Annotated in this window: 15 protein-coding genes and 1 pseudogene; 1 reads left to right on the forward strand and 15 read right to left on the reverse strand. The window is 55.7% G+C overall.

From position 1 onward, the window contains the following. Positions 1 to 138: 138 nt before the first annotated feature. From hsdR to AB1724_05830, 10 genes and pseudogenes are all read right to left on the reverse strand, one after another. A complete protein-coding gene (gene hsdR / locus AB1724_05785) occupies positions 139 to 2526 on the reverse strand; it encodes an EcoAI/FtnUII family type I restriction enzme subunit R (protein ID MEW6077299.1) in 2388 nt (795 codons plus the stop codon). Beyond that, a complete protein-coding gene (locus AB1724_05790) occupies positions 2523 to 3719 on the reverse strand; it encodes a restriction endonuclease subunit S (protein ID MEW6077300.1) in 1197 nt (398 codons plus the stop codon). The genes hsdR and AB1724_05790 overlap by 4 nt, the downstream gene beginning before the upstream one ends. Beyond that, a pseudogene (locus AB1724_05795) lies at positions 3716 to 5202 on the reverse strand (N-6 DNA methylase). The gene AB1724_05790 and the pseudogene AB1724_05795 overlap by 4 nt, the downstream one beginning before the upstream one ends. Beyond that, complete coding sequence (locus tag AB1724_05800; GenBank protein MEW6077301.1) at positions 5202 to 5966, reverse strand: DUF1829 domain-containing protein; 765 nt, start codon at positions 5964 to 5966, stop codon at positions 5202 to 5204. The pseudogene AB1724_05795 and the gene AB1724_05800 overlap by 1 nt, the downstream one beginning before the upstream one ends. Continuing rightward, positions 5963 to 6409 carry a hypothetical protein gene (locus AB1724_05805; protein MEW6077302.1) on the reverse strand — a complete coding sequence of 149 codons (447 nt, stop codon included), beginning with the start codon at positions 6407 to 6409 and terminating at the stop codon, positions 5963 to 5965. Before AB1724_05805 ends, AB1724_05800 begins: the two co-directional genes overlap by 4 nt. Positions 6410 to 6670: 261 nt before the next feature. Then, positions 6671 to 8074, reverse strand: a complete 1404-nt coding sequence (locus tag AB1724_05810) for an IS110 family transposase (GenBank protein MEW6077303.1) — start codon at positions 8072 to 8074, stop codon at positions 6671 to 6673. A gap of 234 nt (positions 8075 to 8308) precedes the next feature. Continuing rightward, entirely contained in the window at positions 8309 to 8536 is a 228-nt protein-coding gene (locus AB1724_05815) for a hypothetical protein (protein MEW6077304.1), read from the reverse strand. Positions 8537 to 8634: 98 nt separating this feature from the next. Next, a complete protein-coding gene (locus AB1724_05820) occupies positions 8635 to 9189 on the reverse strand; it encodes a hypothetical protein (protein MEW6077305.1) in 555 nt (184 codons plus the stop codon). Continuing rightward, a complete protein-coding gene (locus AB1724_05825; protein MEW6077306.1) occupies positions 9186 to 10520 on the reverse strand; it encodes an HD domain-containing protein in 1335 nt (444 codons plus the stop codon). The genes AB1724_05820 and AB1724_05825 overlap by 4 nt, the downstream gene beginning before the upstream one ends. Positions 10521 to 10546: 26 nt before the next feature. Next, positions 10547 to 10996: a helix-turn-helix domain-containing protein gene (locus AB1724_05830; protein ID MEW6077307.1), complete on the reverse strand. Its 450-nt coding sequence runs from the start codon at positions 10994 to 10996 to the stop codon at positions 10547 to 10549. Between the two features lie 242 nt (positions 10997 to 11238). Between AB1724_05830 and AB1724_05835 the strand changes: the two genes are divergently transcribed. Then, positions 11239 to 12282, forward strand: coding sequence for a Fic family protein (locus tag AB1724_05835; GenBank protein MEW6077308.1), 1044 nt, complete (start codon positions 11239 to 11241; stop codon positions 12280 to 12282). On the opposite strand, the gene AB1724_05840 is transcribed toward AB1724_05835, so the two are convergent. From AB1724_05840 to AB1724_05860, 5 genes are all read right to left on the reverse strand, one after another. After that, entirely contained in the window at positions 12279 to 13259 is a 981-nt protein-coding gene (locus tag AB1724_05840; GenBank protein ID MEW6077309.1) for a glycyl-radical enzyme activating protein, read from the reverse strand. The genes AB1724_05835 and AB1724_05840 overlap by 4 nt on opposite strands. A gap of 25 nt (positions 13260 to 13284) precedes the next feature. Next, positions 13285 to 14631 (reverse strand): MmgE/PrpD family protein, encoded by a 1347-nt coding sequence (locus AB1724_05845; protein MEW6077310.1) that lies wholly within the window; start codon positions 14629 to 14631, stop codon positions 13285 to 13287. A gap of 55 nt (positions 14632 to 14686) precedes the next feature. Beyond that, positions 14687 to 14995 (reverse strand): hypothetical protein, encoded by a 309-nt coding sequence (locus tag AB1724_05850; GenBank protein MEW6077311.1) that lies wholly within the window; start codon positions 14993 to 14995, stop codon positions 14687 to 14689. Positions 14996 to 15011: 16 nt separating this feature from the next. Next, the gene (meaB, locus tag AB1724_05855; GenBank protein ID MEW6077312.1) at positions 15012 to 15956 is read right to left on the reverse strand and encodes a methylmalonyl Co-A mutase-associated GTPase MeaB; all 945 of its coding nucleotides are present in this window, start codon (positions 15954 to 15956) and stop codon (positions 15012 to 15014) included. A gap of 82 nt (positions 15957 to 16038) precedes the next feature. Further along, positions 16039 to 17805 (reverse strand): methylmalonyl-CoA mutase family protein, encoded by a 1767-nt coding sequence (locus AB1724_05860; protein ID MEW6077313.1) that lies wholly within the window; start codon positions 17803 to 17805, stop codon positions 16039 to 16041. Positions 17806 to 17808 lie beyond the last annotated feature (3 nt).

A 17808-nucleotide genomic window follows, 5' to 3' on the forward strand; every position in this document is an offset into this window, starting at 1 on the left:
AAGTTGTACTTTATCTTATACTGGTAGCGGCACACTCAAAACCAATATGGCTATCACCCCACCATATTCTGCTATTCTCCAACCGATGGTTGGAGAATCAATTTTAAAGTTCTCTGCCTTCTAAGGAAGAGGCAGTCGTCAATACAGATACCGCTGGAAATCAACAAACACCTGGTGGATGTTCCCGGGAGGCCCGAGATGTTTCACGGCATCACTGATGGTCTGGTATTTGAGCTCGATCAACTGCGGCAGCTTATCGGTATCCAGTTCCCGAACCCCGCGGGCCACGTAATGGCCAAGGACAAAGCTTAAAAATTCATGCAGATTGTAATCACTGTTATGGAATATGTCATTTCGATGGGCTTCCACCCGTTCGGCCCGGGTGATGGGCGGCAGGTCAAAGGCGATGTAGGCCAGCACGTCATAAAGGTCGCTGTTTTCCGCTTCAATGATCTTGCCGACCTCGGCCAGCTGCTCCATGCCATAGCCTTTTTCCGCCAGCCCTTCCAGCAAGGCCTTGCGGGTATCCGGCCGGCTCCAGAGCGCGCGCAGTTCGTCTTCGTCCTTGAACAGCGGGGGCAGTTCGCCATACAGCCTTTTGACAAATTCCGCAGCCGACAGGGGGCTGCCGTCCGGGTTCCAGAAGGAAGTGGCCATAATGTTCTGAATTTTGCGTTCCTTGCCGTCGGCCAGTTTGACCTTAATCATACGTCTCTTTCGGCAGACACAGGGCCGCTGACCGCAAACCGGACAGTGCTCAGGCGGTTCTTTTTCACAGACACAGGGCCGCTGGCCGCATACCGGGCAGGGCCGGGGCGGCTCCTTGACACAGGTGCAGGGGATGTTGCCGCAGCGCGGGCACGGCTCAGGCGGCAGGGGCTCGCCGTCCCACTCCGGATCGCTGAAAAGCTCATAGGCTTTCACAAAATCGTAGATGGTAAAATAGTCTTTGCCCTCGAACAGCCGCGTGCCTCGGCCGATAATCTGCTTGAATTCGATCATGGAGTTGATGGGCCGCATCAAAACGATATTGCGCACGTTGCGGGCGTCCACGCCGGTAGATAGCTTCTGGCTGGTGGTCAGAATGGTGGGAAAGGTTTTCTCATTGTCCCGGAAGGTGGCCAGAAAACGCTCGCCTTCCTTGCCGTCATTGGCGGTCACCCGCTCGCAATAATGGGGGTCGGTACTGACCTTGATCTGATTGACCAGGTCCCGCACGGCCAGGGCATGGGCCTGGGTGGCGCAGAAGACCAGCGTCTTTTGCCGCTGGTCGATCTGATCCATAAACAAGCCCACCCGGTATTTTTCCCGTTCGCGGATCTGAATCACCCGGTTAAAGTCATCCTCGGTGTAGCGGCGGCCCTGTTCGATCTCGCCCTCGATCACCTGGTCGTCGGACGTATAAACGTAATCATCCAGAGTGGTGACGATCTGCCGCACCTTGAACGGGGTCAGGTATCCGTCGTTGATGCCATCCTTTAAAGAATACACATAAACCGGCTCACCAAAATAGGCGTAGGTGTCGGCATTGTGCTGACGTTTGGGCGTGGCCGTCAGCCCCAGCTGCACGGCCGGGGAAAAATAGTCCATGATGCCGCGCCAGTTGCTCTCGTCATTGGCCCCGCCCCGGTGGCACTCGTCAATTACGATAAAATCAAAAAAATCCGGAGAATAATCCCCGAAGCTGGGCGAAGGATTGCCGTCGACATCCCGGCCGGTCATAAAGGTTTGAAAGATGGTAAAAAAAATGCTGCCGTTTTTCGGCACCCGGCCTTTTTTGCGGATGATCTCCGGATCGATGCGCACCAGGGCGTCTTCGGCAAAAGCTGAAAAATCGTTAAAAGCCTGATCGGCCAGGATGTTGCGGTCAGCCAGAAACAGCACCCGCGGCTGCCGGCCGGGTTCTCCGGACTCGCGGGCGGCCAGGCTCCAGCGGGCGTGAAACAGTTTCCAGGCGATCTGAAAGGCAATGGCTGTTTTACCGGTTCCCGTGGCCAGGGTCAGCAGAATTCGGTCTTGGCCCGCGGCAATGGCCTCCAACACCCGGTTGATGGCATTGTGCTGATAGTGGCGCGCCTGCCAGAAGCCGCCCCGGTCTTCAAAGGGCACGGCCCCGAACCGCTCCCGCCAGATATTTTTTTCGGCAAAGGTTGCCGTCCAGAGCTCGTCCGGCGAAGGATAGGCCTCAACATAGCCTTCTGCGCCGGTCTGCATGTCCACCCGGTAAATACCAATTCCGTTGGTGGAAAAGGCAAACCGGGCCTGCAATCTTTCGGCATAGCGTTTGGCCTGGGCCAGGCCTTCGGTGTCGGTCAGGTCGCGGCGCTTGGCTTCCAACACGGCCAGTTTCTGGCCCTGGTAGATCAGCACATAGTCGGCAATGTCCGGCTTAGCCCGCTTGCCCGCGCCCATCAGCCGGCCCGGCGCGATCACCTCCCGCCGAATGCGGCTGGCTTCCACCACACCCCAGCCGGCCTCCTTTAAGGCCGGATCAATCAGTTCAGCACGGGTTTCGGCTTCGTTCATACTGCCGCCTCTTTGCCTTTATTGTTGTCTTTGGCTGTCAGCTCACCGGAAAAGGCTTTTTGCAACAGGGATTGTCTCAGTTCCGCCAGGGCGGCGAGTTTTTGCTGATAGATGGCATCCAGTTGCTTGACGTGTCCGGAAAGATCATCGAGCTTTTCCACAAGCTCTCGTTGAATGTTTATTTTCGGAAATGGAACGGATATTGAGTTGAGCGCTTTCTGGTTGAGCTTGGGCTGTGCCATCCCACTCACATATGGTGCCAGTGATATGGAGTTTAGATAATACTCGAAGAACCGCTGCGACGCAAAATTTAAAAATCTCAGTACATGCGCATGATTGTTAACCCAACTTTTCCCTGAAATTGAAAAAGCAATCGGATAGGTGCGGGCCAATAAATTCGCACCATCTTCAGAGACCAAAAGCAAATCTTCATCAAACAGGTAATCGGCAACGTAATCGACTACTCCAGAAGCGCCATAATATGGAATCTCACCAGCTTTTCGCTTTGATTTGGTTATTGGCACACGCTTACTGTCAAGATTTTCACAGACATCTCCCAACTTTTTCTGATCCCAGGTCTTGCTCTTTGTTTTAAAAACCGAGTCCAGATAGCCCTCAAACAGCTCGCGGGCGTTGGCGAGGTTCTTTTCGGTGTTGGCGACCGCCTTGGCGATCCCCTCAAAGGCTTCGTCGAGAATGGCGACGATGCGTTTTTGTTCGGGGAGGAGAGGAAGGGGCAGTGGATATTTTTCGATAAATTCCTTTGGCACTCGTTTATGCCCGACAGCCCCTGACATTACACGTGCGCCTGAATCCCTAAAGCTATCTTGAGTTAAATAGTAAAACAAATATTCGGGGTCAATTTTATCAGTAGTCCGGAAAACGATGAACTCACTTGACCCAAAGCCAGCTGCATTTGTTAGCCCTTTTGCAATTCCCAGCTTACCATTCTCGAAGCAGGGAGTAATTTTTGCCAACAACACATCCCCGTCGGCAAAATAGGTATAGCTGCCAACGACTTTGCCTAAAGGTCGCTGTTCATTTGGATTAAAGTGCTTTTGACGAATTCCAAGGTCATTCATCGGAACAAATGAAACCATATCCGAAGGAGAAAGCCGCTCTCTTGCCTCTTCCTTTGGCGGCTTTATTTTACAGGCCTTACCCAGCGTACTGATCTCCCATCCCTCCCTCATAAAATCCCCCGAATCTCTTCCAGAATCTCCTCGCTCTCCTTGTCCAGGGTCTGGATCTCGTTGATGATCACCTCGGGGTCGCGCAGGGGCTTTTCTTCGGCCTTATTGGGGTTCTTGACCGACAGATCAACGGTGTCCGGGTCGATGTCGGCAACCTTTACGGTCCAGGAGTGTTCCGAGTCCGCAAATTTTTTCTGCAGGTCGACGAATTCTTTTAAATCATCGTCATTGAGCGGGTTGGTCTTGCCCAGGCTGCGGCCAGGGTCGAGCTGGTAATACCAGATTTTCCGGGAGGGCGCGCCTTTTTCAAAAAACAGCACCACCGTCTTGACGCCCGCGCCGAGAAAGGTCCCGCCGGGGCAGTCCAGCACGGTGTGCAGGTTGCAGGTCGCAAGCAGTTCGGCACGCAAGGCCCGGGAGGCGTTGTCCGAGTTGGACAAAAAAGTGTTCTTGATGACAACTGCTGCCCGGCCCCCGGCCTTGAGGTATTTCATAAAATGCTGCAAGAACAGAAAAGCGGTCTCCCCGGTTTTGATAGGAAAATTCTGCTGGACCTCTTTTCGCTCCTTGCCGCCAAACGGGGGATTGGCCAGGATAATGTCGAACCGGTCCTTTTCCTGAATATCGTTCAAGTTTTCGGTAAGGCTGTTGGTATGGACAATGTTGGGGGCCTCGATGCCGTGCAGGATCATGTTCATGATCCCGATCACATAGGGTAGGCTCTTTTTCTCCTTGGCAAAAAAGGTGCGGGTCTGAAGGCTCTTTAAATCCTTGGTGGAAAGGTGGTTGCCATTTCCGGCGCCGTCGGTTGAGCCGCCCGGGCCATAGCGCAGATAATCGTGGGCCTCGCACAAAAACCCGGCCGAACCGGCCGCGCCGTCGTAAATGGTCTCGCCGATGCGCGGCTTGGTCACCCGGACCATGGCCCGGATCAGGGGCCGCGGGGTGTAGTATTCGCCGCCGTTGCGGCCGGCATTGCCCATATTGCGGATCTTGGCCTCGTACAGGTGGGACAGCTCGTGCTTTTCCTTTTGAGACCGGAAGCTCAGCGAGTCGATCAGCTCCAGGGCGTCGCGCAGACTGTAGCCGCTTTGAAACCGGTTGCGAATCTCTCCGAAAATTTCGCCGATCTTGTACTCGATGTGGCCGGTCCGGCGGCCCGCTCCTTAAACCCTCGCAGATAGGGAAACAGCTTTTTGTTTACAAACAGAATCAGATCGTCCCCGGTCAGGGCCGTGTTGTGATCAAAACTCCCGTCCGCCTTTTTGGGCGCGGCCCAGCTTGACCACCGGAAGGTTTCGTCAATGATAAAGCCGTAAGACTTGCCCTCCAGCCCGGCCGCCAAGGCGTTTTCCCGCTCCAGATCGTCCAGGTATTTTAAAAACAGCATCCAGGAGGTCTGCTCGGTATAATCCAGCTCCGTGGCGCAACCCGCCTCTTTCCAGAGCACATCGTCTATATTCTTGAAGATCTGTTCAAACATCAGTTCACCAGCTCCTCCACAACCTGTTCACGGTCTCCCCATGGGATCGGCCTGACATCATAATTGCGCAAAGCATCGATTACCGGCGGCGCAATTTTCTGTTCCGTATCGTTGAGAATGGCATAGGCCCTTGATTCCGGTGATCGGACTTCTTTTGTATCGATCCAGGCAAAGGCGACAGACTGGGCCGTATCCCGGTTGGGGCGATTGATCGCCTGAAGAATACGTTCAGGCTGATGGCGTGATTTGGGAATCACAAAATCAAAAAGGTGGTCATATCCGGTTTTTCCCGTGAACTTAACTTTAGGCGTGTAGCGCACTTCATGCAGATCAAGCCAGGTTACGATATCCTCATAAAACAGGCTTGAAACCATTGGCATCGACAAATAAAACATGTCATTAACTGCCAGGATCGCCTGAACAATATTATGTTTTCGCAAGGCGAAATTTTCACTTGATGCCTGAACCTCCAGGCGGTCATCAACCAACTTCACCCCGAACCCATTTAATGTCATTTTTAACAACGCCTGCCGTTTGGCGCTGTCCAGCTTGCACCCGGTCTGTTCCAAATCCCTGATGGTATAACCGTCATCGGTCAGGGTGTATCCGCCATTGTGCTGTCTGGCATAAATCTGGATATAATCGTTATGCCGGTCGAGATAGGGCGTAGTAATCTCAACCCACTGGTCAATCTGGCGCAAGACGGTTTTATTCTTCAGCCACGCCAGATAATCATCCAGCAATCTCTGAATATCCTGTATCATGACAACAGCCCTCTTTCTATGTAAGGCGGTTGCGTAATATTACAATAACGCAAAAAATCTTCAAATGTTCCCCACAGATCGTTGGTCCTGGGGAAGCTGTCGACCGGGACGGGGATAGCCCATTTGTGGCCAAATCCCTCACGATATATATGCAAATGCGGAGAAGAAATTTCTTCATCATCGGGGTTGCGATGCGGCGGGCCGCCAAAGTCCAGCCGCACCAACACCACGACCTGTCGAGCACGGTTTTGATATTTGCCGCGCATCAAATCAATTTTTCCCCGGCTTATGTCCAGAAGAAATTGTTCCCGCTTATCCGGCGAGTGTAAGGGAACCGTCAACGACTCACGCCATGGAAAATCATACCGCTCGTTACTAACGCGGTGCTTTTCCATCTTTATCAACGCGTCAGCCTCGGTTTGCGTCAGGTTTATATCTGCCATGATGGAGATACCTCTTTATTATTACTATAGAACAACGTTGTGACAGATCAGGTCACACCAAAACGAAAAGAGTTCCAGACACCGTAAATCTTTCATTGATTGGCTTCTGCCTTGTTGTCCAAAATGCTCACAGAAAGCACGAGTTTTTGCCTAACTCGTTTTTTTCCATAAAGGAACGCCCCCTCACCCAGGATGAAGTTGTAGGATATATTAATAAGGTATAGTTTGTCGACCTCATGTTTCGTTTTCTTGTATGAAACTTCATTGAGCTCCTGCGGCCTCCTGGATGGTTAAGGGCTCGACTTTATAGCCCATTTCTTGCAGGGCCTTGGTATAGGATTTTAAGCGGCGCTGGTTAAAACGGAATTCATATGCATCCGCTCCTGCATCGACATAAGCTTGGCCGAAGCGCACCAGTCGATAAATGTGTTGGGCCAGTTTTCGGGCTGTGGAAAAAACGGCGACCGAAGCGCCTTTACGCCAGGATATACGCCGATAATAGGCGCCAAGAGCCGTTTGGGAGTTGCGCAAAGTGGTTGCGGCCATGCGCAGGGCATTGCTTACACGCGTACAGGTTGTGGCCTTAAACCTGCCGGGAACTTTTTTGCCGGCACTGATCGATATGTTGGGTGCCAAACGAAGGTAGGAGACGAAATTCCCTTCGTCTTTAAACATGGAAAAATCAAGGCCGAGTTCGCTGATAACAACGGATGCGGTCTCCGCCCCGATACCGTCAATTGTAGTCAGGTCGACGCCGGCCATAAGATACAATGCCTGGCGAAGGGGTTCATGATGACGCTTGGCGATGCTGCGCGCTTTTGCCTTGGTCACCGGCGGCGGTACGGGTTTGTTTTTGGCATCCGCAGGCTGTAGTGATTCGATACAACTTAAAATTTTAGCATCGTAATCACTGACGATGGTGCAAAAATGGTCATATACTTTAAGGGATTGTTCAAGGTTGAATAGATGTTCGGGGCGCCAGTTGCCAGTCAGTTCCTCGGCGATTTGGTCTGCCGACTTCCGGCAACGGCGATCACGAAAGCGGGCCAGGACTTTGGGGTCACGCTCACCATCGACAATGGCCCGAACAATGGCCATACCGGTAACGCCGGTGATATCGGAAACCGCGTGATGTACGCAGACATTCATTTGGTCGAGACTTTTTTGCATACGCCGGACCCAGTCCGAACGGTGATCCACAATTGTGTTACGTTCGCGGATAAGGGCACGCAGTCGACAGATGTCATCACAAGGCCGGAAAGAGCCGCGAAGCAATCCGCAGGCATGCAACAGTTGAAGCCACTGGCAGTCAAGCATATCCGTTTTGCGGCCGGGAACATGGCTGATTTGACGGGCGTTAACCAGATGGACACTGATGCCGCGACTTTCAAGAATTTCAAACAAGGGAATCCAGTATACGCCGGTGCTTTCCATGGCAACGGTCGTGATTTGTTGCTGTTCAAGCCAGGCGGTCAGACGCAACAACTCCGGGGTTGTCGTGCCGAACCGTTCTACATTCGGTGAGTTGTCCGGTAATGGCGGGCCGGCGACCCAATGTTCGCATGAGCCAAGATCGATACCGGCGGCTTTGGGTTGAATGATTTTCAACGAACGCGGTTGACCTTTGTGGTTTTTGCTTTTAGCATTCTTGCACTTGTGAGCCATCGTTAACTGCCTCCTTTGTTGGGGTAAAAAAACGGCAGCCCGGGATGGTTTATAAAATATTCTTGTATGGGAGAGTGCATATGCCTCATCAATGTTTAAAAGCAGCCCGGGGTCATGCTGGATCAGGGGCAAAAACGCTCCAGTGTAAAAAGGACCTTGACTGCTGCCGTTCGTGATGGGGCTATTTGTAATCGGACTCACTTTGAAGGACAAGCATTTAAGTTTCATTATCGTTTAAACCGGCGGCACGACGGCGGGGTCGCTGGATCCCGGCTCGCGTTCCGCTTCGCTCCACTTGGCCGGGATGACGAGGGGAGGCTGGATCCCCTGGTCAAGTTTACCAGCCTTGATCGGGTGGCCGTGGGATGACGACGCTGACAGGGCGGACGGGATGACGACGTGGGGTGAAGGCCGGGTCAGAGCCCCGTATAACGAGGAAACCGCCTGTTGTTGCCTTGACATCACGAGGTTATCAAGGTGCGGGGATGGAATATCGATGCTGATCAACGCCTTCGGCAGTTACAGCCGCACACAGGCGGTTTCAGGGACCGGAACAACCTTCAGGCCGCGCGCAGCTCTTGCTTGTTAACCTCCGCGATCAGGGCATCCACATCTATAACTGCTTGTCTGGCTGCTTCCGGTTTAATGTGCGGTTTCAGATCTACAATTTCCCGGGCACGGGCATTCTGATCTTTTATATCGGGCTGTTCAAGTGTCACATAATAAGCCGTGGCCAGTCTTTCCAGATCAACCACGCCCTTGTCGCCCAGTTTATTCGCGATAAAATCGATCTGCTTTTCATATTCGGCAAGGGTTTTTGGGAACCGCTCACAAAGTGCTTTTCCCCCGTCCGTATCCACTACCTGAGGGCCATAGGGGTATTGGGCTTTCAGGTCCAACAGATCAAACGCCCGCATTACGTTAATCTCATCCCTCATTTCAAAAGAAAAAGGGCCGTGTTTATATAGAATAAAATCAAAATCAATGGGGACCCCGGTCAGGTTTTTCAGAAAAAAAGCAGCCTTCTGGATATGGGTTTCCCCGCACCAACTGCCCTTGGACCGGAGAGATTGGATCAGCTTGATCAATACGGCTCGGTTCTGTCCTTCTTTCATGGCTCTTCCTCCTTGCTAATAGACAGCCATTTGGCTTTATTGTCTTCATACCACTTTTCAATGACCGGAAGTATCTTTTTATCGGCAAAGACATAGTCAAACCCCGCGGCCGGAATATTCTTTAACACTTGTGATATCGAATGCGCGGAGACAATAGCTCCGTCTCTTTTGCGCACGGGGAAATCGATGGTGCTATCCTTTGGCGAATAACAATCGTATCTTATATATTCTCCACCAAACTCTTTTTTTGCTGCCTCGGCAATCTGACCGGCTTTCATCTCGCCCCCGGATTCGATGATGTCGCCTAACGACCCCTCATAAAAAACCCGGAAATGATTCCGGTTGATGATCCTTTCGGCATGCACATGGCCGGGATGATCGGAATACTTAGCGGCCTGATGCATGGCGCTGATAACTTCCACGTCCGTATAGGCCAAAAACTGTTCAACATCTGTCGGGTAATGGCCTCCTTCCAACCACGCTGACAAAAAATCCTTCAAATGAATATCGTATATTCGCCGAACCGGGTGAAAGTAGACCTGACTGAACATGAAATAACGCGCCAGCAACAATGCTTCTGCTGACAGCAACCCGCCGGATTCAACGCCGATATAAGGTTCAGAGGAGCGTTCCTCTTCTTTTCCGTGCGCGGGCGGCGTTAAAATGCGCATGGTGTCAATCAGCCTGAAATGGTCGAATCGGCCATAGGCAACACCGGTATGCAAGGAATCTCGTAACAGATAATCCATGCGGTCCACACCAAAGGCGTCGCCGACGATGATTTCGGCCAGCAGGGATTCCCAATCAGAAAAATGGAGCCCCTTGGCCTTTTTGGGGCCAAGAGCGAGCTTGACGATATCCTCGGGATCCGGTTTTGGATCCAGGCTTGACCAAATCTCTCTCATGGCCGGGCTGAGAATCAACTCCCGCGTCATTTTTTCATGATCCCAATCATCTGGCATCAACTCTTCGGCGGCATGAGAGAAGGGCATGTGGCCAAGATCATGGCACAAGGCCGCCAGCCGTAAAATACGCCGCCAATGTGGCCGCGTCAAAGGATCCGTCGTTTGAGGAAACAGCGCGCGAATTTCATCAGTAAGGTTTTCCGGATTGGTGATGATGTCATACACACGACTGGCCAGTTCCATCACGCCTAAAGAGTGTTCAAACCGGCGATGGGTGGCGCCGGGGTAAACCAGATAGGTCATGGCCAGTTGATGAATATACCTCAGCCGCTGGAATATCGGTGAGTCAAGGACATGGCGTTCCTGCGAATCCAGTTTGATAAAGACATGAATGGGATCACGTATTTCGTGTGTATTCTTGGCCACGACGCGTTCTTTTTAGAATAATCTTGTTATCGTCCGGATAATTCAACTTTCAGATAAGAAGCACCTTCCCCCAAAGAGCCTTCTTGCTGAATCCGGATAATCGTTGCCTGCAATTGTTCCGTATCAAAACGAAAAAATTGCTGCATGGAAGTGGCGCTAAAATACATTCCCTTTTCCATGACAATCATCTCCTGGCCATCGGTAAAAATAATCAGTCGTGAAAGAGGGTCGGAGCCAGGAGGAAGAACCTTTGCTAAATTATCGATGCCCTTACGAATGGTTTGAAGGCTCAATCCATTGTTTTTCAGACTAATTATGACTTTGAGCTTCAATATATCGCGAAACGTGTACCAATACTTTTTGCCATCTCTGGTGGGCGCCACCAATCCTATTTTTACCCAGTATTTTAACTGATTGGCGCTGGCGCCACTGACGCGCAAAACCAAATCGGTTGGGAATTGAGTTGTTGAGGTCATGTTTGGTTGAAAACCTGTCAGTTTTTGAACATTTTTCAACTAATAAGACAGAAGCAAGCCCAGGTCAAGAAAAAACAAGCTGAAAACGAACCGCAAGCGCATGCCAAGCTCAACAGTGAAAGGATTATTAAATTTTTACTGCAATACGTTTACCCCGTCAAGGAATCAATTGACACACCATCCCGATTTTGCTATAAAAACAGCATAAAAAAATAACTTCCTGGCCTTTTCTTACGGATGGTATGAAACCAAAATACCAACCACCCTATACCATCACCCCGGCGATTGTGAATCTGGTTGCCGAGATCGGCGAAACCATAGGCCGCTACACCGTGCTGGCTGAACAGAACCTGACACCGCGCCTGCGCCGGGAGAACCGCATCCGTACCATCCAGGCCTCGCTGGCTATTGAGAACAACTCGCTCACCCTTGAACAGGTGACCGCCGTTATCGAGGGGAAGCGGGTGTTGGGGCACCCCCGCGAGATTCAGGAAGTACGCAATGCCTTTGCGACCTACGAAGCCATGGAAGACTGGGACGCCAGTACCGAGAAAGACCTGCTGACGGCTCACGAGTTACTGATGCGTGGGCTGGTGGATGAAACGGGTCGATATCGATCCGGCGGGGTCGGCATTTTCCGGGGAGAGCAACTGGTACACATGGCTCCTCCTGCTGATCGTGTGCCCAACCTGATGGCAAACCTGCTTGATTGGCTGGAAAACACCACCGAACATCCGTTGGTGGCCAGTTGCGTCTTTCATTACGAGTTGGAGTTTATCCACCCCTTTGCCGACGGCAACGGGCGGATGGGACGGTTGTGGCAAACCCTGATCCTCCGCAACTGGAAGCCGTTGCTGGCTTACCTGCCGGTGGAGACGGTGATCCGGGATCGACAGGAAGACTATTACCGGGTACTCACGGTAGCCGACCAGCAGGCAGACGCCACTCCATTTATCGAATTCATGCTGAACGCGTTGCGCGATGCCGTGCGCGAGGCTGCGGCGACCGACCAAGTAGCCGATCAAGTAACCGACCAAGTAGCGGTATTGATCCGCTTGATCGGGACCGGCGAAATGGGCAGCAACGATTTGATGCAGGCTTTGGGTCTATCACACCGTCCCACGTTCCGGAATAACCACCTCAACCCGGCCCTCGAGGCCGAATGGATCGAGCGCACTCAACCCGATTCCCCACGCAGCCCGACTCAACGTTATCGGTTGACCGGTAAAGGCCGGCGTTGGCTGCTCCACCATGCCGACGAGCAGAAAAGGGAAACGCGCGGCTAACCCGCCTGCCTCCTGGCCGCCTCTTCAAATCCGGAGCCGCCGATGGTCACGTTCAGGCCTAGGTCCCGATACACTTCGGCCGGCATTTCCAGGAAAAACGGCGCCATGGCTTCGGTGGTCTTCAAGGGCCAGTCCAGGCCGAGCCAGTCGTATTTGCTTTCGCACCAGTTGTGAAACGGCAGCAGGTCGATCCGGGCCGGCGCATGCGGCAGGCCGGCCAAGAACCGGGCGGCGGCCTTGTGGAAGGCCGGATCATCGTTATAGCCGGGAACGACCGGAATTCTGACCCAGACATCGGCGCCGGCGGCCGATAGTTTCTCCAGGTTTTCCAGAATAAGACGATTGTCGACGCCGGTGCCGGCCTTGTGGCGCTCCGGATCCAGGTGTTTGAGGTCAAACAGGATAATATCGGTCATGGGCAGAAGCGCCGCCAGGCTTTCCCAGGCGCAGAAGCCGTTGGTGTCCAGGCAGGTGTGAATTCCCCGGCGTTTGGCTTCGGTCAGCAGGGCCAGGGCAAAATCCCCATGGGAAGTCGGTTCACCGCCGCTTAGGGTCATGCCGCCGCCGGAGGTATTATAAAAGACCAGGTCGGCCTCGACCTCCGCCATGATATCGGCCACGGTCATGGGCCGGCCGGAAACCGTCAGGGCGTCGTAGGCGCAGGCGTCGACGCATTTGAGGCAGCGGTTGCAGCGTTCCCGGTTGATCTTCCAGTAGGTCGATCCTTCCTGCCGGGCCTGTTCGGGCGGAATGGGCGGAACCACGGCGTCCCGGTCGCAGGCATCCAGGCAGGCGCCGCACTGCACGCACTGGCGGCGTTTCCAGAGCAGATCCGGCTCCGCGGAAATGGTCTCCGGGTTGTGGCACCAGGCGCACTTCAAGGGGCAGCCCTTGAGATAGACATTGGTCCGGAATCCCGGTCCGTCATTGACGGAGTAGCGCTGAATATCGGTCACCAGACAGGTGGGCTGATCCATGGTTTGGTCTCCTTGCGCAAAGGCGTCAAAATTTTTCCACGAACGTCTTTAAGGACGGCAGTTGTTCCAGGTTATCGATCTCTTCGACGGCCCGGGCGGCCCTGTCTTTGCCCAGAACCGGCTCGCACAGGTCCAGAAATTTCTGCCGCACGCGGGTTTCCTTGAGTTCCAGGGGCGGGATCTGCTGCAGGATGTCGGAAAACCGCTCGGCCCGGCCGCCGCCTGTATCCTCCACCACCACCGTGGCTTCCAGGGCGGCTTTTCCGGCATCCTGGGTAACGGTGATTTTCTTCATCAATTCCCGGATGCGCGGGTCATGGACCCGCTCGTCGGTAAAGGCCTGGTCCCCGGTGATGCCGGTAACCAGGGCATTGGCCACGCAGAAGGGGATGCTGAACTTGCCTTCCAGGCCGGTTTTGGGGTCCATTTTCCCGGCGGCGCCCAGGGCCAGGGCCGAGGAGTGGACCGTGATGCCGGCGATCCGGTCCAGCGTCAGGCCCGCCTCGCTGACCGCCGCCAGGGCCGCCTCCAGGGGCGAATGGGTGGCATGGCAGGAGGCGTGATATTTCTGGGAAAGGTTGACCACATCCCAGCCGTACCCCATCAGTTCCACGGCATCCTTGTTGATGGTGCCCTTGAGGGCCTGGAAAAATCCCTGAGGCCCCTCCAGAATATCCTCGGCGCTGGTAAACCCGTCCGCCGCCAGCATGGCCGCCATCAGGCCCGATTGCGAGGCCCGGCCGGCATGAAACGGCTTGCACATGGTGCCGAAGACACGCTTCAGGCCGGATGACTGGGTGGCGCCGATGCCCAGGGCATAGCGCGTCTGTTGCCGGCCCAGGCCCAGGAGCCGGGCGCAGCCCGCGGCCGCGGCGATATGGCCCAGCGTCGAGGTGGCGTGCCAGCCGGCCATATAATGGTCCAGACTGGCGCAGGCGCCCACCACCGAACCGGCCTGGAGGCCGATCAGGTAGGCGGTCAGAAAATCGCGGCCGTTTTCTTCCCGCCATTCGGACAGGGCCAGCAGGGCCGGAAACAGGGTCACCGAGGGGTGGCCCAGAAATGAGACCAGGGTGTCGTCGTAATCCAGGGCATGGGAGGCGGCGCCGTTGATCAGGGCGGCGTCGGCCACGCTCTTTCTCATGCCCCCCCGGCCGATAATGGTCGCCTGGGGCGCGCCCCCGAGCTTGTCGGTGAAAAAAATCAGCTTGTCCACCAGGGGATCGTCCTTGCCGCCCAGGGTGACGGCCAGCCAGTCCATGAAGGCCACCCGGGCGTGCCGGTACATCTCCAGCGGAATATCGGCGGCCCGGGTTTCGGCGACAAAAGCGGCGATCTTTTCGGTAACGGGAATCGGGGCGGTATCGGTCATGATTAACTCCTCAATTTTAGTGGCTATTGGACGCGGGGTTCAAGGGGTCGAGGGGTCAACCCTTGGGATGCCAGGGCAGCCGGGCATCGGGATTGCTCCAGAATATGGCCAGGTACAGGGAGATCACGAATCCGCCCAGGCCGAAGGCCGCCCAGGCGGCCGGGCCGGCCTGACGGCAGCAGAAAAACCAGGCCAGGACCGCGCCGGCGACGATATTGACCCAGGCCCAGACGATGTTGACCCAGGCCGCCGACCGGGGCGCAAAAGGCGTCATGTGGGGCTTGCCGCAGATGCCCTGGACCAGATGGGGCACGGCGTTAAACAGCAGCAGACCGGAAACAAAGGCGGCGAGAAGTGTTGTCATGATAGGACCTCCTTCCCTACTTGATTTGCTCAATCAGATCGTTCAGCAGTTCATCCACGGCCGAATAGGGGTCGCGTTCCCGGCCGGCGATCATCTCCACCAGCCGGTCGATTCGTTCGTCGCCGGCGGCGATCCGGTGAAGCCGCCGCGACACTTCCCCTTCCAGCAGACTCATGATCTCTTCCCGGATGTTCTTTGTTTCCATGGACCGGTTGCGGGACCGCGGCGCCAGAATGGCCTCGGCCAGTTCCCGGATGCCCTCTTTCTTCAGGGCCGACGTTTTGATGACCGGCGGCTTGAGCCCGTCGGCCAGGGTGGACAGCGCCAGCATGGCGGCGATGTCGGCGGCCAGTTCCTCGGCCCCGTCGCGGTCGGCCTTGTTGACCACGAAGAAATCGGCGATCTCCATGATGCCGGCCTTGATGGCCTGGATGCCGTCGCCCTGGCCGGGAACGCAGACCACCATGACCGAATCCGCCACGCGGACGATGTCGATCTCGTCCTGGCCCACGCCCACGGTCTCGATGAGGATGACATCCTTGCCGAAGGCGTCCATGAGGCGGGTGACGTCCCGGGCGGCGTGGCACAGGCCGCCCATGCGGCCGCGGGTGGCCATGGAGCGGATAAACACCCGGGGATGTTCATACAGCTCCTGCATGCGCAGGCGGTCCCCCAGCAGGGCACCGCCGGAAAAGGGGCTGGAGGGATCCACCGCGATGATGCCGATGGACAGGCCCTTTTCCAGCAACACCAGGGACAGCTCCCGGGTCAGGGTGCTTTTCCCGGCGCCGGGAGAACCGGTGATACCGAAAATCCGGGCCCGGCCGGTGTGAGGATAAATCGCTTTCATCGCGACTTCCCATCCGGGCTCGCGGTTCTCCACCCGGGTGATCAGCCGCGACAGGGCCCGCGTGCCGCCCTGACACATTTGCCGGATCAGTTCCTCCCAGTTGTTGTTCATAAACGGCTTTCCTGTATTTTCTAATCCATTCACCGGCACATCGTAAAAAGGCTTTTGTGAGCGACATGCGATCATTTTGGGTTTACAGTTTGACCGGTTCCGCCTCGCCAAACACATCCCTGAGCACGTCGCAGATTTCCTGCAGGGTGGCCTCCTGCTCGACGCAGTCGCAGATATCCGGCATCAGGTTGACGGCCGGATCGGCGGCATGGGATTTGAGGACGGCCAGGGCCGCGGACACGGCCGCGTCGTTTCGCTCTTTCTTTAATTGCGCCAGGGCTTTTTTCTGGCGCTCCTCGGCGGTCTTCATCAGTTCCGGATCATAGGTGGCCTCGACCTCGCGGTTGACGTTGACGGTGATCTCGTTTTCGCCGGTAAAGCAGTTGACGCCCACCACGAACTCCTCCTGGCGCTCGATCTGCTTCTGCCGCTCATAGGCGCTGCGGGCCACGGCCCGCTGCATGTAGCCGCTCTCGATGGCCGCCACCGCGCCGCCCATGTCGTCGATCTTCTTGATCTCCGCCAGGGCGGCCGCCTCGATCTGGTCGGTCAGGGATTCCATGAAGTAGGAACCGGCCCAGGGATCGTTGACGTCGGCCACTTTGGCCTCGTAAATCATGATGCGGGTGGCGTCCAGCTGGAGCTGAACCGCCTCCTGGCTGTGACCCAGGCCCAGGGGTTCGTCAAAGGGCGGGTAAACGCCCGGCATGCCGCCGGACATGCCGGCGGCGATCCCGCCCACCACGGCCCGGGCCAGGTTGTTCAGGGGCCGGTTGAGGGTGGTCGAGGAGCAGCCGATATGGGCGGTGATGGGCTGGCGCAGCATCATGCTGCGCTTGTCTTTGGCCCCGAACTCTTCTTTGAGGATCCTGGCCCACATGCGCCGGGCCGCCCGCTGGAAGGCGATCTCCTGATAGATTTCCATGCTGCCGCCAAAGGCGTTGAAGGTAAACCGCGGCGCGATCTCGTCCACCGCCAGCCCGGCCTCGGTCCCGGCCGCCAGATAGGCCTTGCCGTTGGCCAGGGAAAAGGCCAGGTCCTGCACGCGGGTGGCGCCGGCCTCACGGATATGGTAGCCGCCGATGCTGTTGATGTTTAGTTCCGGCATGTGACGGACGCAGAAAGCGCAGGTGTCCCGGAACAGTCGCAGGGATTGGCGGGGCGGAAATATATAGGTTCCCCGGGCGATGAATTCCTTTAAGATGTCGTTCTGGGGCGTACCGGCCAGCTTTTCCAGGGGGATCCCTCTTTTTCTGGCCAGCACGGCGTACATGGCGATGATCACGGCCGCCGGCGCGTTGATGGTGAAGTTGGACGGCACTTTGTCGATGTCCAGGTCGCCGGTATAGGCCTCGTAAATGATCTGAAAATCCCGGAAGGAGGCCACTGACACGCCCACGCGGCCCACCTCGCCCACGGCCCTGGGGCTGTCCGGATCATAGCCGCACTGGGTGGCCAGATCGAAGGCGATATTGGGGCCGCCCTTGCGGCCCATGGACTGCATGCGGAAAAGATAGTCCCGGTAATCGGCCGGAGTTCCGAATCCGCCGTATTTGCCCACCTTGCCGGCCCCGCCCCAGTCCGGCCGGTAGCCCATTTTGGCGGCGTCCGCGGCATAGGCCCGCCAGAAATCAAAGGGGTGGTTGCCGGCCGTGAAGGGATACTCCCCGGGGAAACCCACCTTTTCCATAAAATCATGATCCGGCGGCAGGGCCGTGGGGCTGTAGAATTCGGTCGGGCTCTGGGCCAGGTTGAAACGTTTGACCCGTTTGCCGCGGACATTCTGCCGCCAGTTGTCTTCAGCCCGGCGGATCTTCTCCATTTTTTCTTCCGTATTATGGTGACTCATGAA

This window comes from Thermodesulfobacteriota bacterium (genome assembly GCA_040753795.1).
GTDB lineage: Bacteria > Desulfobacterota > Desulfobacteria > Desulfobacterales > Desulfosudaceae > JBFMDX01.